This is a genomic window from Flavobacterium sp. Root935 (assembly GCF_001429295.1).
Classification (GTDB): Bacteria; Bacteroidota; Bacteroidia; order Flavobacteriales; family Flavobacteriaceae; genus Flavobacterium.
Window position 1 is genome coordinate 590,181 of sequence record NZ_LMJL01000010.1, and the last position, 25,207, is coordinate 615,387.

Annotated in this window: 21 protein-coding genes; 11 read left to right on the plus strand and 10 right to left on the minus strand. The window is 32.8% G+C overall.

Features of this window, described 5'->3' with window-relative positions; genetic code table 11:
* The first annotated feature begins 191 nt into the window (after positions 1–191).
* Positions 192–1,442, plus strand: coding sequence for a methionine adenosyltransferase (gene metK, locus ASE40_RS13490; RefSeq protein ID WP_057117586.1), 1,251 nt, complete (start codon positions 192–194; stop codon positions 1,440–1,442).
* A gap of 111 nt (positions 1,443–1,553) precedes the next feature.
* On the opposite strand, the gene ASE40_RS13495 is transcribed toward metK, so the two are convergent.
* From ASE40_RS13495 to ASE40_RS13505, 3 genes are all read right to left on the minus strand, one after another.
* Positions 1,554–3,800, minus strand: coding sequence for a hypothetical protein (locus tag ASE40_RS13495; RefSeq protein ID WP_057117587.1), 2,247 nt, complete (start codon positions 3,798–3,800; stop codon positions 1,554–1,556).
* 92 nt (positions 3,801–3,892) lie between these two features.
* On the minus strand, positions 3,893–6,577 hold the full coding sequence (locus ASE40_RS13500; RefSeq protein WP_057117588.1) for a carboxypeptidase-like regulatory domain-containing protein: 2,685 nt from the start codon (positions 6,575–6,577) through the stop codon (positions 3,893–3,895).
* A 38-nt stretch (positions 6,578–6,615) separates the two neighbouring features.
* Positions 6,616–7,500 carry a GLPGLI family protein gene (locus ASE40_RS13505; RefSeq protein WP_057117686.1) on the minus strand — a complete coding sequence of 295 codons (885 nt, stop codon included), beginning with the start codon at positions 7,498–7,500 and terminating at the stop codon, positions 6,616–6,618.
* Positions 7,501–7,724: 224 nt separating this feature from the next.
* Between ASE40_RS13505 and ASE40_RS13510 the strand changes: the two genes are divergently transcribed.
* Positions 7,725–8,528: a hypothetical protein gene (locus ASE40_RS13510; protein WP_317039099.1), complete on the plus strand. Its 804-nt coding sequence runs from the start codon at positions 7,725–7,727 to the stop codon at positions 8,526–8,528.
* Positions 8,528–9,142 (plus strand): deoxynucleoside kinase, encoded by a 615-nt coding sequence (locus tag ASE40_RS13515; RefSeq protein ID WP_057117590.1) that lies wholly within the window; start codon positions 8,528–8,530, stop codon positions 9,140–9,142. The genes ASE40_RS13510 and ASE40_RS13515 overlap by 1 nt, the downstream gene beginning before the upstream one ends.
* 184 nt (positions 9,143–9,326) lie before the next feature.
* On the opposite strand, the gene ASE40_RS13520 is transcribed toward ASE40_RS13515, so the two are convergent.
* The 5 genes from ASE40_RS13520 to ASE40_RS13540 form a co-directional block, all read right to left on the minus strand.
* Complete coding sequence (locus tag ASE40_RS13520) at positions 9,327–11,852, minus strand: sodium-translocating pyrophosphatase (protein ID WP_057117591.1); 2,526 nt, start codon at positions 11,850–11,852, stop codon at positions 9,327–9,329.
* A gap of 111 nt (positions 11,853–11,963) precedes the next feature.
* Positions 11,964–12,494: an inorganic diphosphatase gene (locus tag ASE40_RS13525; RefSeq protein WP_057117592.1), complete on the minus strand. Its 531-nt coding sequence runs from the start codon at positions 12,492–12,494 to the stop codon at positions 11,964–11,966.
* A gap of 111 nt (positions 12,495–12,605) precedes the next feature.
* The gene (locus tag ASE40_RS13530; RefSeq protein ID WP_057117593.1) at positions 12,606–13,205 is read right to left on the minus strand and encodes a DNA-3-methyladenine glycosylase family protein; all 600 of its coding nucleotides are present in this window, start codon (positions 13,203–13,205) and stop codon (positions 12,606–12,608) included.
* Between the two features lie 204 nt (positions 13,206–13,409).
* On the minus strand, positions 13,410–15,911 hold the full coding sequence (locus ASE40_RS13535; protein ID WP_057117594.1) for a DUF5686 family protein: 2,502 nt from the start codon (positions 15,909–15,911) through the stop codon (positions 13,410–13,412).
* Positions 15,912–15,981: 70 nt separating this feature from the next.
* Complete coding sequence (locus tag ASE40_RS13540) at positions 15,982–16,959, minus strand: pyruvate dehydrogenase complex E1 component subunit beta (protein ID WP_057117595.1); 978 nt, start codon at positions 16,957–16,959, stop codon at positions 15,982–15,984.
* Positions 16,960–17,460: 501 nt separating this feature from the next.
* Here ASE40_RS13540 and ASE40_RS13545 point away from each other — a divergent pair.
* From ASE40_RS13545 to ASE40_RS13560, 4 genes are all read left to right on the plus strand, one after another.
* Positions 17,461–18,207 (plus strand): electron transfer flavoprotein subunit beta/FixA family protein, encoded by a 747-nt coding sequence (locus ASE40_RS13545; RefSeq protein WP_057117596.1) that lies wholly within the window; start codon positions 17,461–17,463, stop codon positions 18,205–18,207.
* A gap of 88 nt (positions 18,208–18,295) precedes the next feature.
* Positions 18,296–19,264: an electron transfer flavoprotein subunit alpha/FixB family protein gene (locus ASE40_RS13550; RefSeq protein WP_057117597.1), complete on the plus strand. Its 969-nt coding sequence runs from the start codon at positions 18,296–18,298 to the stop codon at positions 19,262–19,264.
* A gap of 164 nt (positions 19,265–19,428) precedes the next feature.
* Positions 19,429–20,052, plus strand: a complete 624-nt coding sequence (locus ASE40_RS13555) for a bifunctional nuclease family protein (RefSeq protein ID WP_057117598.1) — start codon at positions 19,429–19,431, stop codon at positions 20,050–20,052.
* A 119-nt stretch (positions 20,053–20,171) separates the two neighbouring features.
* The gene (locus tag ASE40_RS13560; protein ID WP_057117599.1) at positions 20,172–21,023 is read left to right on the plus strand and encodes a thymidylate synthase; all 852 of its coding nucleotides are present in this window, start codon (positions 20,172–20,174) and stop codon (positions 21,021–21,023) included.
* A gap of 37 nt (positions 21,024–21,060) precedes the next feature.
* Here ASE40_RS13560 and ASE40_RS13565 read toward each other — a convergent pair whose 3' ends face one another.
* Positions 21,061–21,357, minus strand: a complete 297-nt coding sequence (locus ASE40_RS13565; protein WP_057117600.1) for an isoamylase early set domain-containing protein — start codon at positions 21,355–21,357, stop codon at positions 21,061–21,063.
* 239 nt (positions 21,358–21,596) lie between these two features.
* Here ASE40_RS13565 and ASE40_RS13570 point away from each other — a divergent pair, with 239 nt between their 5' ends.
* The 4 genes from ASE40_RS13570 (at position 21,597) to ASE40_RS13585 (ending at position 24,461) form a co-directional block, all read left to right on the plus strand.
* Positions 21,597–21,941 (plus strand): 2TM domain-containing protein, encoded by a 345-nt coding sequence (locus ASE40_RS13570; protein WP_057117601.1) that lies wholly within the window; start codon positions 21,597–21,599, stop codon positions 21,939–21,941.
* Between the two features lie 12 nt (positions 21,942–21,953).
* Positions 21,954–22,436: a dihydrofolate reductase gene (locus ASE40_RS13575; protein WP_057117602.1), complete on the plus strand. Its 483-nt coding sequence runs from the start codon at positions 21,954–21,956 to the stop codon at positions 22,434–22,436.
* A 581-nt stretch (positions 22,437–23,017) separates the two neighbouring features.
* Entirely contained in the window at positions 23,018–23,749 is a 732-nt protein-coding gene (gene ubiE / locus ASE40_RS13580; protein WP_057117603.1) for a bifunctional demethylmenaquinone methyltransferase/2-methoxy-6-polyprenyl-1,4-benzoquinol methylase UbiE, read from the plus strand.
* 1 nt (position 23,750) lies between these two features.
* Positions 23,751–24,461 (plus strand): porin family protein, encoded by a 711-nt coding sequence (locus tag ASE40_RS13585; RefSeq protein ID WP_057117604.1) that lies wholly within the window; start codon positions 23,751–23,753, stop codon positions 24,459–24,461.
* Between the two features lie 9 nt (positions 24,462–24,470).
* Here ASE40_RS13585 and ASE40_RS13590 read toward each other — a convergent pair whose 3' ends face one another.
* Positions 24,471–25,199 carry an RNA methyltransferase gene (locus ASE40_RS13590; RefSeq protein WP_057117605.1) on the minus strand — a complete coding sequence of 243 codons (729 nt, stop codon included), beginning with the start codon at positions 25,197–25,199 and terminating at the stop codon, positions 24,471–24,473.
* Positions 25,200–25,207 lie beyond the last annotated feature (8 nt).

The following is a 25,207-nucleotide window of genomic DNA, read 5'->3' on the forward strand; positions in this document are numbered from 1 at the left end:
AATGGTTTTGTACTTTTGCACGCGAATACAGAGGAAAAATTTGAACTGATTGCAACCTCTTCATAATGAAATGGTTCGTTATGAATACTGAAAGATAGATTTCAGTAGTAAAAAATGCTAAAGCAGGAACTCTCCTTTAGCACTTTCAGCAATTACTTTTTCCTCGCTTAATGTTAATTTAATAAATTATTATGGCTTATTTATTTACGTCAGAATCTGTTAGTGAAGGGCATCCAGACAAAGTTGCAGATCAAATTTCGGATGCTTTAATTGATAACTTTCTGGCATTTGATGCTGATTCAAAAGTAGCTTGTGAAACATTAGTTACTACAGGTCAGGTAATTTTAGCAGGTGAAGTAAAATCGAATACTTATCTTGATGTACAACAAATTGCACGTGAGGTAATCCGTAAAATTGGATATACTAAAAGTGAATATATGTTTGAAGCGAATTCTTGTGGAATTCTTTCTGCAATTCACGAGCAGTCTGCAGACATTAATCAAGGGGTTGACAGAGCGAAGCCAGAAGAGCAAGGTGCTGGAGACCAAGGAATGATGTTTGGTTACGCTACAAACGAAACTGAAAACTTCATGCCTTTGGCACTTGATTTATCTCATAAATTATTACAAGAGTTAGCTATTTTAAGACGTGAAAACAAAGAAATCACTTATTTACGTCCAGATGCTAAATCTCAAGTAACTTTAGAATACAGCGACGATAACAAACCGACTCGTATTGATGCAATTGTTATCTCAACACAACATGACGATTTTGATGAAGAAGCTGCAATGCTTGCTAAAATCAAAAAAGATATTATCGAAATCTTGATTCCAAGAATTATCGCTAAAAACCCAGAGCACGCTCATTTATTCAACGATAAAATCAACTACCATATTAACCCAACAGGAAAATTCGTTATTGGAGGACCTCACGGAGATACTGGTTTAACAGGAAGAAAAATCATCGTTGATACTTACGGTGGAAAAGGTGCTCACGGTGGTGGTGCATTCTCTGGAAAAGATCCAAGTAAAGTAGATAGAAGTGCTGCTTATGCTACACGTCATATCGCTAAAAACTTAGTTGCTGCAGGTGTTGCTGATGAAATCTTAGTTCAGGTTTCTTATGCAATTGGAGTTGCTGAGCCAATGGGAATTTTCATTGAAACTTACGGAACTTCAAAAGTAAACTTAACAAACGGTGAAATCGCTAAAAAAGTAGAAGCTATCTTCGATATGCGTCCTTACTTTATCGAGCAAAGATTAAAATTAAGAAACCCTATCTACAGCGAAACTGCTGCTTACGGACACATGGGACGTAAACCAGAAACTGTAACTAAAACTTTCTCTGCTCCAGGCGGAAACGAAAAAACAGTTACTGTTGAATTATTTACATGGGAAAAACTTGATTTTGTTGATCAAGTAAAAGCTGCATTTGGATTGTAAATCTAGACTTATAGACTCGCTTAGATCGTTAGACATCTTAGTTAGCCTGAACATAAAAAAGCCGATTTCTTAAATTAGAAATCGGCTTTTTGCTTTTAGAACTTAGTCTTATTAATATGTTCCGTTTTGCATTTTTGCTAACGTGTCTTTAATTTCAGTCGCAGTTTCTTCTTCAGTCACACCAGATAAATATTTCACTGCTAAAGTCTGAGTTTCGATTGCTTTTTGCTTTTGTCCGTCTTTATAATATAACTGCGCCAAAGTATCTAAATAATATGGATTGTTTTTAGTAACAACCAAACTGTATTCAGACCATTTGATAGCATCTTTTAAAAAGTTAGAATTCTGAGGTTTTAATACCACACTCCAAGCTGCTGTATTTGCAAGGTTAGAATGATATTCTTTAAACATATTCCAGCCGTCATAAGAATAACTTGAACTAGAATCTAATCCTGCAAAAATGGCGTCTAATTTTTCAATTGGACTTGTTCCTGCCAAAGTATTATCAAAATAGGTATTGAATTCTTTTAAGAAAGTTGTGTTAGAACCATCTTTGTCTTCAACCTGACCTAAATAATCAAAATAATTGCGGTAAGCATCAAAATTACCTTTACCAGACGCAATTATCTTTTTATAAATAGAATTGACTTTTTCTTTATTGATATTTCCTGTAACTCCATCTTGAGATGCATAAAGGTTTAACTGTAACGCATTTGAAATTTCAGTAACTGGACTTCCAACATTATGAAGTTGTCCTACTATACTATTGAACTCTGCACGTTTGTTTTCTATATCATCAGAATGTTTAAGCAAATAGTCTATCGCCAAGAAATCGGTGTCGTTTAAAATTTTATCTTCATTAAAAAGCTGTTTTGTAAATCCTTGGTTTTTGATTTCCTTTACAATTGTTTCAACCAAATAAATATCTGATTTAGTATCTTTTTGATGAGCTTCAATTAATTTTTTCCAACTTGCGGCAACTTCTTTTTTGTCTAAAGGTGTTTTTGTGAATACAAATTCTGTTGAATTAGGATCTGTTACTACATCTTCTGAATCGTAGTCATAAGAAGCTTCGAGCATTGCTGCTTTATTAAAAGCCTTAATTATATCGGCATCACCTGCTTTTTTATTCTTTAAAACAGTATTCATTGCTAAAAAAGCATCTGTTCGCAGAAGTTTGCGATAAAAATCACCATAATAACTAAATTGATATTTCTGAGCTTCTAAATCAGATTTTGCAACTGCTAGTATATTGCCTTGACCGTTCAATACCAATACGCTTGGATCATTTGTTATTTTATTGTTTTTGAGCCATTTTTTATCATCGGCTCCAGCCAAATAATAATTAAAAACATCGTAAACAGGATTATAAGCATCGTACATACTATATCCAGCTTGAGTTTCTTGATCTTTTATAAATAAATCAAAACTCTCTTTTGCTTCTTTTTTACTATTGACATAAACTCCTAAAAACTTATTATTGTTTGATTCTTTAGTCGCCGAAATGGCTTTGTTCAGATTATTTTCAATTTTTAATTTAAAATCATATTGTGTATAAGCTGGAGTTGCTACATCTTCAACGGCAACCACAACACTATCTTTTGCAACAAGTCCTGTCCCAAAATCTTCGTTCACCAAAACATTTTCTTTACCTGGATAAGTCCAATTTGCAATAGACAAACTTTCTAGAGGAGTAACTTTTGAAGTTTTGGCTGCTGGCTGAGGATCTTTTTCATTAGTAAAAACTAAAGGATTTAATCCTGATTTTTCAGAGATTATCAATTGATTGGTTTTTCTATCAAAAAATCCTGAAATTTTCAAATCTCCCAAAACTGCCAATTCATAACCAATTGTTATTTCAGAAACATCTTTTGGCAATGCGTATTTATTAACCGTCGTTGGGTTGTAGTTATCTTCAAATACTAAATATAAAAAGTCTGCTTTTTCAATTTCAAAAGTAAGATCAGTCTCCTTCCATTCTGGATCTATCTTCGTTTTAATGTCTGAAATTCTTTGGTATTTAATTTCTTCTTTACCTTTTTGAGTTCCTATATAAAAGGAATAGTACGAAGGATCTAAGAATTTTACTTTTATGCTTTTAGCTTTTTTATCTACTTTAAAAGAAAGATCAAAATTAGTTGCTGTAGCTGTGTTTTTAGCAAACAGCAATGAATCTCCTTTTACCTCATAATCACCTGAATAAAATACTAGTTCATATTTGTTACCATCCAATAAATTTAATTTGATTTTCTGGCCTTTGTTTGTAGATAAATAGGTTCCTTTTTCATTATTTTCTTGAGAAAAAGACATAGAAATTGCCGAAGTAAATAGCAATAAACTCCAAATAAAATTGCGCATAATATAAAAATTTGGCTGTTAATATTCATGTAAAGATATTCCATTCTTATTTAAATAAACACCTTATTTATAAAATTAAACCAATTCTATTACTATAAATTATATTTCATCGAAAAGATGATGTATCGGGGCTGTACGGTATATTGAGAAACTCTTGTAGAGAATTGCGTAAAATTATCATCGTTCAAATATCTTGTATTTAACAAGTTGGTTGCCGAAATTTTATACTCCCATTTACTGTTTTTCTTTTGATAAATTAAACTGGCACTTAAGAAATCATATTCATTATCGACCGTTTTATCTCCGTTGTAATAATGGTAAAATTCATACTCCGAAACAAAAGAAAAACTATCTAAGAAATAGTAATCTAATCGAGCAAATGGTTTATCGGTATAAAATGTAGAGCCGCTATATTTATTCACCAAAAGATTGTAACCAAATTCGATATTCGGGAGTTTTTTATAATTTGTTGATGCTCTTACGGTGTAACTCTGCACAAAACTTTCGGTTGTTCTCAATTCGTTATCTTGAATATTATTGAACTTTGACCAGTTGATACTCGCACTTGCCGACGCTTTGTAATTTTTTAAAAACGAACGTCCATAAGATCCCATTCCAGAAAAAGTTTCATCGGCTAAATTTGAATTGTATGGAACTGACGATTGGTTAATTCCATCAAAATCTGCTTTCGTTTTAATAGCATCTACTTTTCTCGTGTAAGTTGCATTGGCAAAAATATTTTCAAAATTGAACATATTATACTTGAAATAACGAAGCGAATGCACTTGCGAAGTGGCATTTTCTAAAAATCGATTTCCATGAAACAAATTGCTGTAATTGGACAAAACATAACCTGCTGCCAACTGATTAACATCTGTAAAATCATTGGTTAAAGAGAAATTATAAGTCAATGTTTCTGCCTTTTTAATTTGATATAAAGCAAAGAAATCTGGCAGTAATTTGGTAAAACTTTGAGAATAATCGCTTCCTAATTGTCCGTTTGTCATTTGGTAGGAATGCAGGCTGACTCCTGGTGTTAAAGTAAATTTTCCCGTTAAGATTTTATAATGAAAACCCAGAAAAGCATCATTAAATCTATAATCTACATCATTGTTATTTGCCGAATCATTCAAATCATTCCGTGTTCCGTTATCCAATATTTGGAAAATATGAGAATTGAAGTTTTGGTACGAATAAGTATTTCCTAAAGTAATATTGATATTGCTTTTTGGCGTTACCATATAATAGTAATCCAGTTTTGCATCTAGTTTATTGGTTTTTACAAAACGATTTTGATTGTAATCATTTCGATCTTGTTTAACAAATCCTGACAAACTAAAAGGAAGCGTCGCCAGATTGGCATTGTAAAAAGGATTCTCGTCTTGGTACAAATGCTGCATTTCAAAAGCAAAAATATTTTTATCGCTTTGCGTGTAATACAAACTCAAGTTCTGATTAATCGAAGTTGGATCTTGTTTTTTTGTTGTAAAAATAGTTTCTGGAGTAGATTGGTTCTGTACAATCTGTTCTCTAAATAAATCTGAATATTCTTCTTGTTTGGTCAACTTGGTTAAGATATCATAATCAAACTGAAATTTATCGTTTGGTTTGTAAGTCGAACTTAATTTGAAAAGTCCCAAGTTATTCTTTTGACTTGTATTTTCGTCTCTTCTTTCCTGATTTCCAGAATTTAAAAATGTAGTCTGAGATTTGGTTTCTAATTCTGTTTTTGAAGTAGAAAGAATTCCGAAACCACTGATATTCCAAGCTTTATTGACTGAATAAGCAAAGTTTGTTGCACCAAATTTTGTTTCAATTTCTTTAGCGCGATTATTTCGAAGCAATGAAATTCCTAAATCGTTTGACGAAACATTAAAACTGCTTCCACCTTTTTTCATTAGATTTTTGAATCCTCCGGTGAACTTAAAATAATCCTGTGCCGTTAAAGGTAATTCTCCAATATTATTAAAATTGGTAATTAAATTGATGCTGTATTTGGGACTGTAATAAAATAATTTTGGGTTAATTATATAACGGCTGTCTAATTCTGCAACGCCAATTCCTGCGGTAACATCTCCAAACCAAAAGTTCTTTTTTCCGTCTTTTAGTTTAATATTCATCGCCACATTGTCTTGATCATTTTCCAGACCTTTTAATGCGCTGACTTCATTGTAATTTCGTAAAACCTGAATTTTATCAATCGCATCGGCAGGAATATTTTTTACGCCTAATTTGGTATCTCCATCAAAGAAGTCTTTTCCTTCAACCATCAATTTACTGACTTTTTTTCCTTCCACTTCAATTTCTCCGTCGGTATTTACCTCAACGCCCGGAAGTTTTTTCAAAACGTCTTCCAGTTTTTTTTCAGTTCCTGATTTAAAAGAATCTGCGTTATAAACAATCGTATCTCCTTTTATAGAAACGGGCATTTCGCGTACAATTTCAACACCTTCCAATTCAATTCCTGCTCCATCCAAAACAATATTTTGGTTTATGTTTTCAGCTTTAGTTGTTACGGCGATTTCTTTTGATTTCATTCCGAGGTAACTAACTTTGATTGTATAAGCAGTATTCGGTTTTAAAGTCAGCTGGAATTTTCCTTTATCATTGGTAATTCCGTAAGAGTCCATTGCTTTTGTAGCTGTATTTACAGCCATAATATTGGCCATCTCCAACGGATTTTTTTGTTCGTCTTGAATAAATCCATCAAAACGAATACTTTGTGAAAAAGAAACAGAAGTAATTAAAAAAGCTAAGAAAAGATATAATTTGCTCATTAAAAGAATACTTAGAATAAATAATAAATGCCAGAAATTTATCTTCCCATTGGAGGTGGCCCGCCGGCGCGGCCACGGTTCATTTCTCTAAATTCTTCCATTTTTTTAATTACTGTTTCGTCGTAATCTTTTTGAGAAATTACTTTCCCTTTTTTAGAAGGTTTTATTTCTACTTTATCCTTTGCATTCAAAACAATTTTAGAACATAAAATAGTTGTTCTTCCATCATTTACTTCCAAAATCAAACCTGGAAGCCCCCAATAATTCTCTGGTCCTTGGTTTACAGGAATCTCTGGTGTATACCAAGCCGTTACAACAATTTCTTTTGGCATCTCAAAGTTATCCTCAAAATTGGTTTTTGTGTCTCCAGAAGTCTTCTTTGGTTCTTCTTTTTTATCATCATTATTTTTAGGTCGGAAGTTTCTAAAATCGGTTTTACTTGCTTCTTTTACTGCTGTTGCTTTAAAACAATTGTAACCGCCAATTTGTTTGGTTTCCTGCTCTAGCTTCCAGTTTAATTTCGGCAGTGAATCAACAACTAAAAATTCTTTTCCCATAAATTCTTTATCAACGGTATACGATTTTGTTTTCACGTCTTTGTAGAAAGTGCCTCCGCCTCCCATGAAAGAGTTCATCATAATGCGCATACCGCCTTGCTGTCCAGGAGCTTCTAATTTTTCCTCCTCTTTATAAATTGATGCCGATTTATCGAAGTTTAGAATAAATGTTTTCTCCAGCATTTTTTTCATACGCTCTTCCATATTCTTTTGCATCTCTGGCGTAATGTCTCTGTTTCCGCGCATTCCTTCAAACTTTGGCGCTTGAGTTTTTGACTCATAAACTGCCATTCCCTGAAAATCTTTTTGAGCTTGAATTTGTGTACCAACAAGCATCAATGTCATATAAAAAAATATTTTCTTCATTTCATTTTCTTTAAAAGTGAGTAAATCCGAGAAACTTACAATCAAATGTATTATTAATTTAAAAGTACTAAAAATTAAATATATTAATAGCCGCACGGCATAGACAGAAGCCCTTATTTTTTAGACTATTAGAATTAAAAAAGGTTTAAATGCTAAAATTGAACTTCTAATGAGGGATTTTTGTAATTTGCACTCTTGTAAATTTATTTCTAATGCGTGAAACTGTGCAAAAACTTGTATACTATTTATTTCTTTTCTGCACTTTTAATGCATTGACTGCTCAGGAAGCCAGCATAAATCCGAAATTAATTTCTCATTATAAAAATGAAGCTGAACAATTTTTAGGATACGATTCTTTTGGTTATTCTTATCAGATAACAAATAATGTTTTTAGTAAAATTAAAGGGAAAGAGATATTTGAATATAAAAATGTTTCTCTCGGAAAAATTACAAAAGTCGATTTACAAAATCCGCTGAAAATAGTTTTGTTTTATGAAGACTTTAATAGCGTCGTTTTATTGGATAATCAATTGAATAAAATGACTGAAATTAATTTTTCGCAAAATTCAACGCCTATTGTAGTTGCCGGAATCGGGATGTCTACTCAAAATCAATTATGGATTTACAACACTTTAAATCAGCAGATTGGTCTTTTTGATTATTTAAAAAATGAATATAAAACAGTTTCAATTCCGCTAACAGAGCCTATTAAATATTATCAGACTGATTTTAATACTTTCTATTGGATCGACAAAAATAACAACTGGTTTTCTTGTGACATTTTTGGAAAAATTACTTCGTTGGCCAAAATAGAAGACTTTGATAAAATTGAAATAATAAATCCTTCACAATATATCTTCAGCAGAGATAGCTTACTTTATTTTAAAGGGATTAATAAAGCAAATCCTGATGTAATTTCTGAGATTAAAATTTTAGAAAAAACCTTTACCAATTTTTATTACAAAGACCAAATTTTATCTATTTTTACATCTACAGATATATCAAATTATAAAATCGTAACACCGTAATGCACATAGCAATAGCAGGAAACATAGGCGCAGGAAAAACTACTTTGACCAAATTATTAGCGAAACATTTTAAATGGGAACCTCATTATGAAGATGTAGTTGATAATCCGTATTTAGATGATTTCTATCATCAGATGGAACGCTGGTCATTTAATCTTCAGATTTATTTCTTGAACAGCCGTTTTCGTCAAGTGCAGCAAATTCGCGAAAGCGGGAAAAAAATCATTCAAGACAGAACGATTTATGAAGATGCACATATTTTTGCTCCGAACTTATATGCAATGGGTTTGATGACAAGCCGTGATTTTGAAAATTACACTTCTTTGTTTGAATTAATGGAATCTTTGGTTAAAGCTCCAGATTTGTTGATTTATTTAAGAAGTTCTATTCCGAATTTGGTTGGGCAGATCCATAAACGCGGACGTGAGTACGAAAACTCAATTTCTATTGATTATTTAAGCCGTTTGAACGAAAGATATGAAGCCTGGATTCAGACTTACACTAAAGGGAAATTATTAATTATTGATGTTGACAATATTAATTTTGTTGATAATCCGGAAGACTTAGGAAACATCATTAATCGAATTGATGCTGAATTGAACGGGTTGTTTTAAACACGAATTACACAGATTTACACGAAATAAAAAAAGCCTCTAAATAATATTTTTTAGAGGCTTTTCTGTTAATTATGATCCTAACAGGTTTCCAAAACCTGTTAGGTATTTTTTATTCTCAGCATTTAACTAGATAGATACCTAACAGGTTTTGGAAACCTGTTAGGATAGTGAGTATCATTTTTTATTGTGCAGCGTTAATTTTTGCCTGCACTTCTTCTTCTGTTCCTTCGTAAACTTCTGTAGTTGTTTTACCATTTTCTTTTTTAGTAACAGTTCCAGTCGTTTTTCCGTTTATATTTTTAACCTCAACGCGAACCGATTTTCTCTCATAACCAGCATCAGAGTATTTTCCGCTTGCATCAAAATGCGCTAAACATTTAGCCGTTTCTTCTGGAGAACAGCCTTTTTCTTTGCACATTTTAATACATTCTTCTTTTGTCATTCCAGACATGTCTCCACATTTAGAAACTCCTCCATGCATTTCAGTTTTTGCACAGCAAGAAGCTGAAGCTGCTATATCTGATGGAGAATGTCCTTCTCCCAAAATTGGTGCAATTACCAATCCAATCAAACAGGTTAACTTAATTAAAATATTCATTGATGGTCCAGAAGTATCTTTAAATGGATCTCCAACTGTATCTCCAGTAACTGCTGCTTTATGTGCATCAGAGCCTTTATACGTCATTTCGCCATTAATCATAACTCCTGCTTCAAAAGATTTTTTAGCATTATCCCAAGCTCCTCCAGCATTGTTTTGAAAAACTGCCCAAAGAACTCCAGAAACGGTAACTCCAGCCATATATCCACCTAACATTTCTGCAATTAGCTGGTTGTTATCTCCGTAAACTAATTTTCCAATCAAGACAATTAGAATCGGAAAACCAATTGTCAAAATCCCAGGAAGCATCATTTCGCGTAAAGCTGCTTTTGTAGAAATCTCCACACATTTTCCATATTCTGGTTTTCCAGTTCCTTCCATAATTCCAGGAATTTCTTTGAACTGGCGGCGCACTTCGTATACCATATCCATCGCAGCTTTTCCAACAGAATTCATCGCTAAAGCGGAGAAAACCACCGGAATCATTCCGCCGACAAATAACATCGCTAAAACGGGTGCTTTAAAAATATTAATTCCGTCAATTCCTGTAAAAGTTACATAAGCTGCGAATAATGCTAGTGAAGTTAAAGCTGCAGAAGCAATTGCAAAACCTTTTCCAGTTGCTGCTGTTGTATTTCCAACAGAATCTAAAATATCAGTTCTCGTACGAACTTCTTTTGGTAATTCGCTCATTTCTGCGATTCCTCCAGCATTATCAGAAATTGGTCCGAAAGCATCAATTGCTAATTGCATTGCTGTAGTTGCCATCATAGCTGATGCTGCCAATGCCACTCCATAAAATCCCGCCAAAGCATACGAAATCCAGATTGCTCCAGCGAACAATAATACGGTTGGAAAAGTCGAAATCATTCCAGTTGCCAAACCAGCAATTACATTTGTTCCCGCACCTGTTGATGATTTTTGAACAATAGCCAAAACTGGTTTTGTTCCTAATCCTGTATAATATTCTGTTACAGATGAAATTGCACCTCCAACAACTAATCCTACCAAAGTAGCATAGAAAACTCGCAATGATGAAATCGCTTTTGATCCTTCACCAAAAAAGCTCATCTGCATCGTTTCCGGAAGCATATATTGTACTAAAAAGAAACACGCAACAGCCGTTAAAGCAATCGAAACCCAGTTTCCTATATTTAATGCTTTCTGCACTTGTGCTTCTTTTGCATTGTCATCTGAAATTTTTACTAAAAGTGTCCCAATAATTGAGAATATAATTCCGAAACCGGCAATTGCCATTGGAAGCAAAATTGGACCAATTCCCCCAAAAGCATCATTGATACTTCCGCCCATATCTTTGATCACATAATTCCCTAGCACCATTGCTGCTAAAACAGTTGCTACATACGAACCAAATAAATCGGCTCCCATTCCGGCAACGTCTCCAACATTATCTCCCACGTTATCAGCAATTGTTGCAGGATTACGTGGATCGTCTTCTGGAATTCCCGCTTCAACCTTACCAACTAAATCGGCACCAACATCTGCTGCTTTGGTATAGATTCCGCCTCCAACTCTGGCAAACAAAGCGATTGATTCGGCACCAAGTGAAAATCCAGCTAATGTTTCTAAAACAACTGTCATTGTTTCGGTGTCTTTCCAAACTCCGTCAGAAAAAAGATTAAAGAAAATGATAAAAAAAGCTGTTAAACCTAAAACGGCTAAACCTGCAACGCCTAAACCCATTACGGTTCCGCCTCCAAAAGAAACCTTTAAGGCTTGTGGAAGACTTGTACGCGCAGCTTGAGTAGTTCTAACGTTTGTTTTAGTTGCTATTTTCATTCCTATATTTCCCGCATAAGCAGAAAATAAAGCTCCAAAAATAAATGCAATTACGATTAATAAATGTGTTTTTACACCCGGAATAAAAGTAATTCCTGCCAAGGCTAAACTGGCAATAATTACAAATATGGTTAATAGTTTATATTCGGCTTTTAGGAAGGCTAAGGCTCCTTCGTAGATGTAATCTGAAATCTCTTTCATCTTGCCATCTCCAGCATCTTGTTTTAAAACCCAAGTCCTTTTTATTCCCATGAAAAGTAATCCTAAAACTGCCATAATAATTGGCAGGTAAATCATAAATGCATTCATAATTTTTAATGGTTTTGGTTAATAGTCAACAATCTAACTGAAACGAATTTAAACAAAAAAGCAATACTCCTGACGGAGTATTGCTTTTTTTATAAAATATAGAACCTTAAATTATTTAATACTAAATAATCCCTCTGGTTTATTTTCAATATCGTTAAAACGTTTTGTACACTCAGCAATAATTTCAAATGCTTCGTTCACATCTCCCCATCCTTCAACATCTACTTTCTTGTTTTCAAGATCTTTGTAAACTTGGAAGAAATGCTCAATTTCTTTTACTAAGTGAGGGTTGATGTCTGATAAATCTGTTAATGAATTCCAGATTGGATCTGAAACTGGTACACAAATAATTTTTTCATCTGGTCCTTTATCATCTGCCATATGGAAAACACCAATTGGCTTAACTTCCATAACACATCCAGGAAAAGTTGGTTCGTTTACCAAAACTAATACATCAAGAGGATCACCGTCTAAAGCTAAAGTTTCTGGAATAAATCCGTAATCTGCTGGGTACATCATTGAAGAGAATAACATTCTGTCGAAACGCATTCTTTTAATTTCAAAATCGTACTCGTATTTATTTCTGCTTCCTCTTGGTATTTCGATTAATACATCGAAAGTCGTTAATTTGTCTGCGGTCATTTTCGTTTTTTATTGTTTCTATAATTTCGGTTGCAAAAATAACTAAAGAATCCAGTTTTACAATAAAAAACAAGGTTAAATTATCCTCATTAGAGTTTAAAAAACAAGCATTTAATAGGTAATTTTTCTGTTTCGCTTATTTAGGTAGTAATGCCAGAGCAAATAGGTTGCATACGATCGATAAGGACTCCATTGTTCGGCATGAATTTCCATTTCTTGTTTATCGTGTATATTCAACAATTCTTTAATGGTATTTACGACTGCAATATCTCCTAACGGAATCAAATCTGGCTGTTGAAGACAGAACATTAAATAAATATCTATTGTCCAGTTTCCGATGCCTTTTAGTTTTATAAGTTCTTCGCGGACTTCCTTTGCTGATTTTGAAGCCAAACTTTCAACATCTAATTCTTTGTTTAAAATCGCTTCGGCTAAAATCTTAATGTATTTTGTTTTCTGACGGCTGACACCAAGATTTCTATATTCTTCATCAGAAAGGACAGCCATAGTTTCTGGATTACAAGTAGTATATGCTTTAATTTTTAAGAATGTGGCTTTCGCCGAATCTATGGAAACCTGCTGTTCGAGGATTAATAAAACCAAAGTCTCAAATCCCTGAGGTCGTTTCGGAATTGCCGGAAGTCCATACTTCTCGATTATCTCTCGAAATATTGGATTTTTATTGATTAGAAAATCGATGGCTTCCTGCATGGTTTTGATTTAAGTCTATTCAAAATTAAAGAAAAAAGAATTTCGCAGGTATAAAGTTTTTTCACGCAGATTTTGCAGATTTAAACAGATTTTTAAATTTAGCAGAAATTACAAATCTGCAAAATCAGTGTCAAACAAAAAAGCCGCAAAGATTTAAACCTTTGCGACTTTGTAACTTTGTACCTGTGAACCTCATCTAAAAACTTAAAAATAGAATCCGAAAGATCCTTTTATAGCAAATTTATGAGCATCTGGCATATCTAAATAATTTCCTCTCCACGAAAAATCAAGTCTGAAAACTTTAAAGATATTTCCAATTCCGGCGTTGTATTCCCAGTATACTTTTTCAGGAGCATTATAAGGCAATCCAGAAGCATTAATGGCGCGATTAGCATCAGAAATAGTTCCATGAACGGCTCTAACTCCTATAAATTCTCTCCAATTTAATTTTCTCATGAATGGAATTCTAGCAAATAATCTTCCTCCAAAATCATGATTCCATTGTAAGGTTGTGTATTGATCTGTAACAAATTCGTAGAAATTCAAATTACTAAACGTATTTTCTATCGTAAAATAAGTTTGGTTACCTGGAATTACGCTCATCAATCCTAACGGAATTGTTCCAAAGGTTTTTCCCGTTTCTACTATAATATTTGATCTTCCTAATGGTCCGATAATAATAGGCTGTTTATAGAAAATCTGAATTTTTTCATACGCAAAATCACTATCCATAACTCCTTTTAGACCGTAACTAAAGTTTACAAAGAAATGACTGAAAGGGCTGTCAACTAAATCTCTTTCTACTCCGTAACCAATCGTTTTTCGGTTCGGCATATATTCAAATTGAATATTGGCTTCTGATTGTTTTACATCACTTTTAACAACTCCCAAAGGGTTTGCTGCAGTTGGCAATGTTGTATAATAATCTAAACTAAAAGTTTTTGAAGCCGATTCCAATGTTCTATAAGAGAATCCCGCCGAAACAATGAAGTTCTTCTTAGCTTCCATTTCAACAGAAACATTGCTCAGGTTGATATTGGTCAGCTTTCCGTTACTTCCTGTTGTAAATAAAGCAGAAGATGCAAAACTTCGCCCTAAAACATCATTCGTAGTAGTTAAACTGGCTCCAATTTGTTCGATGTCCCGCCTGTTCCCTCCAGAAATAATAACTCGGTTTTTCTTATCAACCATCCATTTTCCTGAAAGTCCGTATTTGAATTTATTATCATCAAATCCGTATGCTGTGTAAGCTTGTATACGCCAAGGGTCATTTGGTCCGAAATAAGTTCTTCCTCCTACCCTTAATCTTAAACCTTCAACTTCATTATACCCAAAGGTTGAATAAATAGGTCCGTAATCGAAATTCTTAAATTCGACGTAACCGCTTCCCAAGATGGAGACGAGATTATACAACTGTTTAAATCGCTTAACGGTCTGCAATGTATCAAGCATTTTATAAACGCCTGCTTCGTCTTTATTTAATTTTTCAAAACGATTTTCTTCCCAGAATTCAGGCGGTCGTTCATAGACGGCATTGTCAATAAAATTGACTTCTTCTTTATAGAATTTCTCTGGTTTTTGAATATTAAATTTATGATTACGATACAATGTCGTTCGTTTTCCATAAACTCCTTTTGATTTTTCTTTTTTATTTAAAGCAAAATCAGACATCATATAATCACGGGTTAAAAGGAAAACAGAATCGTTTTGTACTTCAAACTCCTGTTCGATATAAATATCTTTTACCCAGTTAATATTGGCGCTTTTTGTTACACCCATATTAATTTTTTTGATCGCAAAAGTCGTATCGTTTACCCAGAAATCACCTTTAAAAGTCAATTCGTTTTTACGTCTTGGATAGAAAACAATGTTGTAACACCATTTTTTATCAATATACGCACTGTCTTTTAAGACATAATTGTAAACATCAATCCCTGTTCGCGAAAGCGGACTTGTGAAGCTTTTATCAAAAAATTTAAGGTGATTATCGTAAATATTATAATCCGAATAAAGGTCTTTTACAAAAGATAAAATCTGCTGATTTCCATTAAAACCAGACATTTTATTTCCAGTTAGGTTTTCTTTTACTTTCTTTAATTTATTATCTCCGTAAACATCATAAACTGATTCGTTGATGAAAATTGGCAGATAAGTTTTTCCAGTAACATCTGAAGTATCAACATGATTAAAGATAAACTCCATTCCCTTGAAAAGTTTGTTTTTCATGAATGCGCTATCAATAGTATTCATATCAAACTCTACTTTTTCATACTTCTGCATTTGATATTGATTAAATTGGTAAAGTCCGTTTTTACGTTTTCTTTCCCATATTTTTCTCAAAATATCAAGCGCTGGATTATTCTTTTTGGAGGTTTTACCAGTATAAATTACAACTTCATTAAGTGCTTCGGCTTCGCCTAAAACAATTTTAAAATTATAATTAACTGCTTTTTCTAGTGGAACTTCTTTATCTGAAAATCCTGCCGAGGTAACTAATAAAGCTGTATAAGTATTTGGAGATTCTAAATAAAAACGACCGTCTTCATTAGAAACGATTCCAGTATTTGAACCTTTAAAAACAACATTTGCAAAAGGTATCGGCTGATTAGATTTGTCCAAAACAATTCCACTCACTTTCGTTTGTGCAGTAGCAATAGTCGCAAATGCGATTACAAAAAATAGGCTGAGTAAAATTATTCTTTTCATAATCTGGGCAAAAAAAAACTTCATCAATTAACTATGAATGATGAAGTTTTGTGAGTATTTTAAATATGTATTATTTGTATAATACTTTTTTAACTGCTTTTACTACATCACCTGCGTTTGGCAACCAGTCTTTTAACAGTACTGGAGAGTAAGGTGCAGGAGTGTCTGCTGTTGTAATACGTTGAATTGGCGCATCAAGGAAGTCGAATGCTTGTTCTTGAACAATATATGTAATTTCAGAAGAAATACTTGCAAATGGCCAAGCTTCTTCAAGAATTACTAAACGATTTGTTTTTTTAACAGATTTAAGGATTGCATCTTTATCCATAGGACGAACTGTTCTTAAATCGATAATCTCACAAGAGATTCCTTCTTTAGCTAATTCATCAGCAGCAATAAAAGCTTCTTTGATAATTTTTCCGAAAGAAACGATAGTTACATCTGTTCCTTCACGTTTAACATCAGCAACTCCTAATGGAATAGTGTATTCTCCGTCTGGCACTTCACCTTTGTCACCATACATTTGCTCAGATTCCATGAAAATAACTGGATCATTATCGCGAATTGCAGATTTCAAAAGTCCTTTTGCATCGTAAGGAGTTGAAGGAACAACAACTTTAAGACCTGGAGTATTAGCAAACCAGTTTTCTAAAGCTTGAGAGTGAGTAGCTCCTAATTGACCAGCAGAAGCTGTTGGCCCGCGGAAAACGATTGGCACATTAAATTGTCCACCAGTCATTTGACGCATTTTAGCAGCGTTATTAATGATTTGATCAATACCAACTAAACAGAAGTTGAATGTCATATATTCTACAATAGGACGATTTCCATTCATTGCAGAACCTACTGCAATTCCTGTAAAACCAAGCTCAGCAATTGGAGTATCAATAACTCTTTTTTCGCCAAACTCCGCAAGCATTCCTTTTGAAGCTTTGTATGCTCCGTTGTATTCTGCAACTTCTTCGCCCATTAAATATATGGATTCATCGTGACGCATTTCTTCACTCATCGCTTCGCAAATGGCCTCTCTAAATTGTATTGTTCTCATATTTATATTGTATGTTGAATTTTCTGAAGAGCAAAAATAAATATTTTAAATAACTTAAAAGCATAAATTGAATTTAAAATCGCATGAAGTTCTTTCTCTCTTTAGCTTTTAACTTTTTAAAGTTAATTGTGATATTTACGAAATCGATATAATAGCGTAAAATTCACACTTAATTTACTGGAAATATTTTTTAGACAAACTTTAATCTATTTGTTTAATTCTTTGTTTCTCTGAAATTCATTCATCAAAACGTAAATATTTAAAGTTTAGTATTTTTAATAGAAAATATTTTACAAATTAATTTTATCAGATATTGTAAAATTACTAACAATCAGTCAAAATGATTGATTTTTTAATTTCAGATTCCGATAAAAATCACCTCAAACTACATAATCTTCGAAATCGTAATAGTTTTAAAAAATATTATGCATGCATAGTATAATTATTCCAAATTAAATTCTAAATTTGTAAAAGCATATTATAAATTCAAAATATATACTTATGAAAATACTAGTTTGCATCAGCCATGTGCCTGATACTACTTCAAAAATTAACTTTACTAACGGCGATTCAGAATTTGATACAGCCGGTGTACAATATGTGATAAACCCTAACGACGAATTTGGACTTACACGTGCAATCTGGTTTCAAGAACAACAAGGTGCAAATGTAACTGTCGTAAATGTCGGAGGTCCTGATACTGAACCAACTTTACGTAAGGCTTTGGCAATTGGTGCAAATGAAGCTATTCGTGTTAACGCGAATCCTACTGATGGTTTTTTTGTTGCTAAACAATTAGCAGAAGTAATTAAAAATGGAGGTTACGATCTTGTAATTGCAGGAAAAGAATCTCTTGATTATAATGGCGGAATGGTTCCTGGAATGATCGCTGGAATTTTAGGTTCTAACTTTTTAAACTCTTGTACAGCTTTAACTGTTGATGGAAACAATGTAAAAGCGGTTCGTGAGATTGATGGCGGAAAAGAAACAGTAAGCACTACTCTACCTTTAATTATTGGAGGTCAAAAAGGTCTTGTTGAAGAAAAAGATTTACGTATTCCCAACATGAGAGGAATTATGACAGCAAGAACTAAAGCTTTAACTATTTTGGAACCAGTTGATGCTCCAGCAAATACTAAAGCGGTGAAATTTGAAAAACCAGCTCCAAAATCAGCAGTAAAATTAATTTCTCCTGATAATTTAGATGAGTTAATCAATTTATTACACAACGAAGCGAAGGTAATCTAGTAATCAGTTTTCAGTCTCGGTTTTCAGCTTTCAGTTTATCAACTTGAAACCTGAAACTTGAAACTCATAACCTCTAAACAAAAAAATCATGTCAATATTAATATATGCAGAATCTGCAGAAGGAAAATTTAAAAAAGTAGCTTTCGAATTAGCTTCTTATGCAAAAAAAGTAGCCGAAAGTTTAGGAACAACCGTTACGGCTTTAACTGTAAACATTAGCGACGTAAGCGAATTAGCTAAATACGGAGTTGATAAGGTTTTAAAAGTAAACAACGATAAATTAGCTGGTTTTACCGCTAAGGCTTATGCGGACGTAATCAAACAAGCCGCTGAAAAAGAAGGAACAAAAGTAGTTTTACTTTCTTCTACAACAGATAGTATTTATCTTTCATCATTGGTTGCAGTAGCTTTAAATGCCGGTTTTGCCTCAAATGTTGTTGGACTGCCAGTCAGCACTTCGCCTTTCCAAGTAAAAAGAAATGCGTTCTCAAACAAAGCTTTCAACATTACTCAAATCGATACAGATGTAAAAGTTCTTGGTTTGGCTAAAAACTCATATGGAATTTTTGAAAGTGCAGGATCTGCTGCTGAAGAAGATTTTAATCCATCGATTGGAGAAAATGACTTTGGAATAAAAGTAGATTCTGTTGAAAAAGTTACTGGAAAAGTTTCTATTGCTGATGCTGATATCGTAGTTTCTGGCGGACGCGGATTGAAAGGTCCAGAAAACTGGGGATTAATCGAAGATCTTGCTGCTGTTTTGGGAGCTGCAACTGCATGTTCTAAACCAGTTTCAGATTTAGGATGGAGACCTCACAGCGAGCACGTTGGACAAACAGGAAAACCAGTTGCAACTAATTTATATATTGCGGTAGGTATTTCTGGAGCAATTCAGCATATTGCTGGTATTAACTCGTCAAAAGTAAAAGTGGTTATCAATAACGATCCTGAAGCTCCTTTCTTTAAAGTTGCTGATTACGGAATTGTTGGTGATGCTTTTGAAATTGTACCTCAATTAACAGAGAAATTAAAAGCTTTTAAAGCTCAGCATTCTTAATTCAAGAATTCTCTTCAAAATATTTGCTGCCTAAAAACAAGATATTGTATCTTTGTTTATAGGCAGCTTTTTTGTTCCATATTTTTTGATTAAAATTGCAGCTTTATTTTTCAAACAAAAAAAGCAATAAAACAAGGCTCTAAGTGCCTTTTTTACAAACATATATGAGTCTAGTAAAATTATCTATAAAAGGAATTTCATACAGTCAAACTCAAAATGGAGCTTATGCCCTAATTTTGAACGAAGTTGATGGCGAACGAAAATTACCTATCGTTATTGGCGCTTTTGAGGCCCAGTCGATAGCTATTGCCTTAGAAAAAGAAATAAAACCACCTCGTCCGTTAACACACGATTTATTCAAAAACTTCGCTGAAAGATTTGATATTGTAGTAAAACAAGTAATTATTCACAAACTGGTTGACGGCGTTTTTTATTCTAGTTTAATCTGCGAAAGAGATAAAATTGAAGAAATTATCGATGCCAGAACTTCTGATGCAATCGCTTTAGCTTTACGCTTTAATGCACCGATTTTTACTTATAAAAACATCTTAGATAAAGCAGGAATTTATTTAAAATCAAATACTGCAGATACAGATCAAGGTTCTCAGGAAATTGATGATGTTCTTTCGAATCCAGAAACTTTTGGACACGAGGAAGAAACAAATCAATCGGGAGAAGTTTACGCAAAACATACCCTGCAAGAACTGAATGAACTTTTGGATCAAGCCGTTTCTCAGGAAGATTACGAAAAAGCAGCCAAAATTAGAGACGAAATCTCGAAAAGATAATTTTATGGCTATAAGCCATAGGCCTTAGGCTGTAAGCTTAAGCTAAAAACATAAAAAAATCCAAGCTACAAGATTTTAGGAAAAAGCCTAAAGCCTATAGCATAAAGCTTAAAGCATCTATGAAGCAATACTTAGATTTAGTAAAACACGTTTTAGAAAACGGCTGTCAAAAAGGAGACCGAACTGGAACTGGAACAAAAAGTGTTTTTGGTTACCAAATGCGTTTTGATTTAAGTGAAGGTTTCCCAATGGTTACGACCAAAAAATTACATTTAAAATCGATCATTTACGAATTGCTTTGGTTTTTAAAAGGCGATACAAACGTAAAATATCTTCAGGAAAACGGAGTAAAAATTTGGGATGAATGGGCAGATTCTAATGGTGATTTAGGACCTGTTTACGGACATCAATGGAGAAACTGGAACAGTGAAGAAATTGATCAGATTACTGAATTAATTACTGAATTAAAAACAAATCCGAACAGTCGCAGAATGCTGGTTTCTGCTTGGAATCCTTCGGTTTTGCCAGACACTAAAAAATCATTTGAAGAAAATGTAGCTAACAATAAAGCGGCTTTGCCTCCATGTCATGCATTTTTTCAATTTTATGTGGCAACACCAGATTTAGAAAAAGGAGAAACTAAAGGAAAATTATCTTGTCAGTTATACCAAAGAAGCGCAGATATATTTCTGGGAGTTCCTTTTAATATTGCTTCTTACGCATTATTGACCATGATGATTGCTCAGGTTTGCGATTTAGAACCAGGCGATTTTATTCACACTTTTGGTGACGCACATATTTACAACAATCATTTTGAGCAATTGGAATTACAATTGACTCGCGAACCAAAACCATTACCAAAAATGATTTTAAATCCAGAGATTAAAAACATTTTTGATTTTGATTTTAATGATTTTACATTAGTAGATTACGATCCGCATCCTGCTATAAAAGGAAGTGTTGCAGTATAATTATAAAAAAATCCGCTTGAATTTTAAGCGGATTTTTTTATACAACTAAAACACTATTCTCACTTCCAGCATAATCATTCCATTTGTAGAAATCTGCTTCTGGATCATTTACATAAATCCCGTCGATTACATACTTAAATTCGTAAATCGCATCTTTCACCAAATCATAAGTCGCTTTAAAAGTTCCATTTTTCAACTTACTTAAAGTTCCTTCTTCAACATTCCAGTTGTTAAAATCCCCTACGACCGCTGCCGAATCAGCGTCTTTGGCATCTATAGAAAATGTTACTTTACAAACTGGCTTCGTTTTGATAAATTGTTTTTTTAAAGACATAACTATTTAGTTTTTAGTTTTATACATCTAAAATTAATTAAAATCAACCAAACACTCACCACTACGGCAATCGATTTATGATAATGCTAAAAACAGTATATCATTTTAGATTTATCTATAATTTTAAAGACATAAAATTTTGTTTTTCAAATTCTTATATCGATTTAAAACAAATATTGTATCTCCAAAATATTGACTTTCAAAAATAAATTTTAACTTTATAATCTCATATTTATCTTATGGAAAAAGAAGTGCACGAACAATACGAATACGCTAGACGACGATTAAGACAAAAAAAAATACTATATTTTCATTTTGTTCTTTTCCTTTTAGGAAGTTTATTTTTATTTATTGCTAATAGATTTTTTGGTTTTGGAGAAGGGACAACTCAAAACTGGTGTATTTGGGGTATTACGATCTGGCTTTTTATTTTTATTTTACATTTTATAAAAGTTTACATTACCGACCGCTTTATGAATAAAAAATGGGAAAGAGAGCAAATTGACAGATTAGTGGCTTTACAACAAAAAAGAATCACTCAGCTTGAATCTTCTATTAATGAAGAGAATGAAAATAAAATTTAGTTTCAGCATACCATGATTATAATGATAGCGGCAGCAGCCGAAAACAATGCGCTTGGAAAAAACAATGAATTAGTATGGCATCTGCCAAATGATTTTAAACGTTTTAAATCGCTTACTACAGGGCATCATATTATTATGGGAAGAAAAACTTTTGAAAGTTTCCCAAAACCATTGCCAGACCGAGTTCATGTTGTAATTACACGTCAGGAAAATTACCAGCCAGAAGGATGTATTGTTGTAGACAGTATTGAAAAAGCAATTGCTGTTTGTCCTGAAAATGATGACAGTTATATTATAGGAGGCGGTGAAATTTACAATCTGGCACTTCCATTTACCGATATAATAGAACTTACTAGAGTTCACCATACTTTTGAAGCAGATGCTTTTTTTCCAAAAATTAGCAGAAGTGAATGGATTTTGGTAGAATCTGAAGAAAATTACAAAGATGAAAAGCATCTTTATGATTATACTTATGAAACTTACATTAGAAAATAAATAAAAAAACATCCTCTTTTGGGAGGATGTTTTTAAAACGATTGATTTTTTAGACCTGACTTACTCAAGAATAGTTTTGTTTAAAATCACAAATACTCAAAAAGCATTTGAAATAACTGAATAACATTTAATGTTATTTGAGATATAAATCTCAAAAACGCCTTTAATAACAAATACCACTAAGATATTAAAGGCAGAAAATTAAAATTTCCAAAAACAAATTTAATCCTAAGAACGTATTTTGCACTATAAAATAGTATTTCCCCCCAAGAACAATACTTACAAAACTTTTTCAAGAACAAATGAAATTACAAGTGCAAAAAAAGTAACCATCTGCTTAAGTCTTTGCGGTACTACCAATCATTAAAACTTTAATCATTTTTACTTCTACAAAGTTGCTCATAATGGAGCGATTGGACAATACCGTGATTTGGTGATTTTACCAAAATCCCTAAATTTAGGGATGCAGAGAATACAACTTGAATTAACTTTAAAATAAATCATTCAAAACATTTATTTTACAAATTAAAAAACTCAATTACAGTTAAACTAGATTGTTTATATTTGCCTAAATAAAAAAAATGTCTGAAAAAATAACTCCGTATAAAGACTCTTCTTTAGGTAAAAAAGAGCAAGTAACCCAAATGTTTGACACCATTTCTGGGAATTACGACAATTTAAACCGTGTCATTTCATTTGGAATTGATGTAAAATGGCGTAAAAAAGTATTGAAAATAGTCTCAGACAAAAAACCAAAAGTTATTCTGGACATTGCAACAGGAACTGGCGATTTGGCTATTTTACTTGCACAGACTAATGCTGATAAAATTATTGGTTTAGACATTTCTGAAGGAATGCTGGAAGTTGGAAAAAAGAAAGTTGCAGAAAAAAATCTTTCTAATATTATTGAATTAGTTTTAGGCGATTCTGAAAACATGCCTTTTGAGGATAATTATTTTGACGCTATTACGGTAAGTTTTGGTGTTAGAAATTTTGAAAACCTTGAAAAAGGTTTTGGAGAAATCTTAAGAGTTCTAAAACCAAATGGTGTTTTTGTTATATTAGAAACTTCTGTTCCAGATAAGTTCCCTTATAAACAAGGTTATAATTTTTATAGTAAAAATATACTTCCGTTAATCGGGAAATTATTTTCTAAAGACAATGATGCCTATGGTTATTTATCTGAATCTGCTGCTGCTTTTCCTTATGGAGAAGCGTTAAACAATATTTTGAGAAAAACTGGGTTTATAGATGTTGTGGCAATGCCTCAAACTTTTGGTGTCGCAACGATTTATTCTGCATCTAAAAAATAGTATGAAAAAAGCTGTAATCTTATTTTTATTGGTCTTCGCGACAAAAGGGTATTCTCAATTTGCTAAAAACATGTTTAGCAAAGACCCTATTATTAATCTTGAAAACTGGCAAAAGCAGCGTGTCTACTTTGGCTATTATTTAGGTTTTAATAGTTTTGACTTTAAATTTGATTACAAAACTCCTGTACAAGCTGATATTCAGGTAAAAAAAACTACTGGTTTTAATGTGGGTGTTGTTGCCGATTTAAGATTACAGGAATATATTAATCTGCGTTTTGAACCAGGATTGTATTATACAAAACGTGATTTATATTTTCCTGGCGTAGGAACTTCAGAAAATGATTATTTGAGAGAAGTAAATAGTACTTATATTCACTTTCCTTTATTATTAAAATTCTCTGCTTTGCGTACAGGAAACATTCGTCCTTACTTAGTTGGCGGTATGTCTACAACTTTAAATTTATCGAGTAATTCTAAATCTAAAGACGATAACTTTCAGCAGAAATTTAGAGTTAAACAATGGACCGCTGCTTATGAATTAGGTGTAGGAATTGATATTTTTACTGAATACTTTATTTTCTCGCCTTCTGTAAGAGGAATGTTTGGTATAACCGACGAACTTATCAGAGATAATACTGCAGATAGTCCGTGGACTGGAAATATTGATTCAATGAAATCTAGAGCAATTTTAATAAATTTCACTTTTCATTAAAACAAAAATCTAACTATTTCGTTTAAATTCACTAAGAATAATTGCTGTTGCAGTAGCTACATTTAAACTTTCGGTTTTTTGCAGCTCTCCAAATCTAGGAATTGTTAGACGAGTTGTAACTACTTTCTCAATCTCTTCTGAAATACCGTTAGCTTCGTTACCCATAATAATGATGCCGTCTTGAGGTAATTCTGATTGATAGATATTTGCGCCGACCATAAAAGTTCCAAAAACGGGCAGTTTAGTTTGAGCAAGGAAAGATTTTAAATCAACGTAATTTATATTTACCCTAGTAATGGAGCCCATTGTTGCTTGTACTACTTTCGGATTATAAATATCTACTGTTTCTTTAGAACAAATTACTTGTTTAATGCCAAACCAATCGCAGAGACGTAAAATAGTTCCTAAATTTCCAGGATCTCTAATATCGTCTAAAGCCAAAATTAAGCCCGAATCAATTATTTGCTTTTCGGCAGGAATTTTGAAAACACCCAGACAAGAATTTGGAGTTGTTAAAGCACTTATTTTTTTTAGTTCTTGTTCATTAATAAGAGTTCGTTTAGAAGATTGAACCTCTTCAAAATCATTTAATGTAGTGTATAAATGTTCTAATTCAAAATTGGATTGCAGAAATTCTTGAATTACTTTTACTCCTTCAGCAAAAAATAATTGATTAGCAAAACGCTGCTTTTTTTGATGTAAACTTGAGATAAGCTTTATTTGGTTTTTACTAACCATAAAATAAT

Coding starts and splice junctions, on each gene's coding strand:
- ASE40_RS13515 (WP_057117590.1), top strand. CDS start 8,528: ATGCACATAGCAATAGCAGGAAACATAGGCGCAGGAAAAACTACTTTG.
- ASE40_RS13505 (WP_057117686.1), bottom strand. CDS start 7,500: ATGAAGAAAATATTTTTTTATATGACATTGATGCTTGTTGGTACACAA.
- ASE40_RS13520 (WP_057117591.1), bottom strand. CDS start 11,852: ATGAATGCATTTATGATTTACCTGCCAATTATTATGGCAGTTTTAGGA.
- ASE40_RS13560 (WP_057117599.1), top strand. CDS start 20,172: ATGAAGCAATACTTAGATTTAGTAAAACACGTTTTAGAAAACGGCTGT.
- ubiE (WP_057117603.1), top strand. CDS start 23,018: ATGTCTGAAAAAATAACTCCGTATAAAGACTCTTCTTTAGGTAAAAAA.
- ASE40_RS13530 (WP_057117593.1), bottom strand. CDS start 13,205: ATGCAGGAAGCCATCGATTTTCTAATCAATAAAAATCCAATATTTCGA.
- ASE40_RS13590 (WP_057117605.1), bottom strand. CDS start 25,199: ATGGTTAGTAAAAACCAAATAAAGCTTATCTCAAGTTTACATCAAAAA.
- ASE40_RS13565 (WP_057117600.1), bottom strand. CDS start 21,357: ATGTCTTTAAAAAAACAATTTATCAAAACGAAGCCAGTTTGTAAAGTA.
- ASE40_RS13545 (WP_057117596.1), top strand. CDS start 17,461: ATGAAAATACTAGTTTGCATCAGCCATGTGCCTGATACTACTTCAAAA.
- metK (WP_057117586.1), top strand. CDS start 192: ATGGCTTATTTATTTACGTCAGAATCTGTTAGTGAAGGGCATCCAGAC.
- ASE40_RS13585 (WP_057117604.1), top strand. CDS start 23,751: ATGAAAAAAGCTGTAATCTTATTTTTATTGGTCTTCGCGACAAAAGGG.
- ASE40_RS13535 (WP_057117594.1), bottom strand. CDS start 15,911: ATGAAAAGAATAATTTTACTCAGCCTATTTTTTGTAATCGCATTTGCG.
- ASE40_RS13540 (WP_057117595.1), bottom strand. CDS start 16,959: ATGAGAACAATACAATTTAGAGAGGCCATTTGCGAAGCGATGAGTGAA.
- ASE40_RS13555 (WP_057117598.1), top strand. CDS start 19,429: ATGAGTCTAGTAAAATTATCTATAAAAGGAATTTCATACAGTCAAACT.
- ASE40_RS13570 (WP_057117601.1), top strand. CDS start 21,597: ATGGAAAAAGAAGTGCACGAACAATACGAATACGCTAGACGACGATTA.
- ASE40_RS13575 (WP_057117602.1), top strand. CDS start 21,954: ATGATTATAATGATAGCGGCAGCAGCCGAAAACAATGCGCTTGGAAAA.
- ASE40_RS13550 (WP_057117597.1), top strand. CDS start 18,296: ATGTCAATATTAATATATGCAGAATCTGCAGAAGGAAAATTTAAAAAA.
- ASE40_RS13500 (WP_057117588.1), bottom strand. CDS start 6,577: ATGAGCAAATTATATCTTTTCTTAGCTTTTTTAATTACTTCTGTTTCT.
- ASE40_RS13495 (WP_057117587.1), bottom strand. CDS start 3,800: ATGCGCAATTTTATTTGGAGTTTATTGCTATTTACTTCGGCAATTTCT.
- ASE40_RS13525 (WP_057117592.1), bottom strand. CDS start 12,494: ATGACCGCAGACAAATTAACGACTTTCGATGTATTAATCGAAATACCA.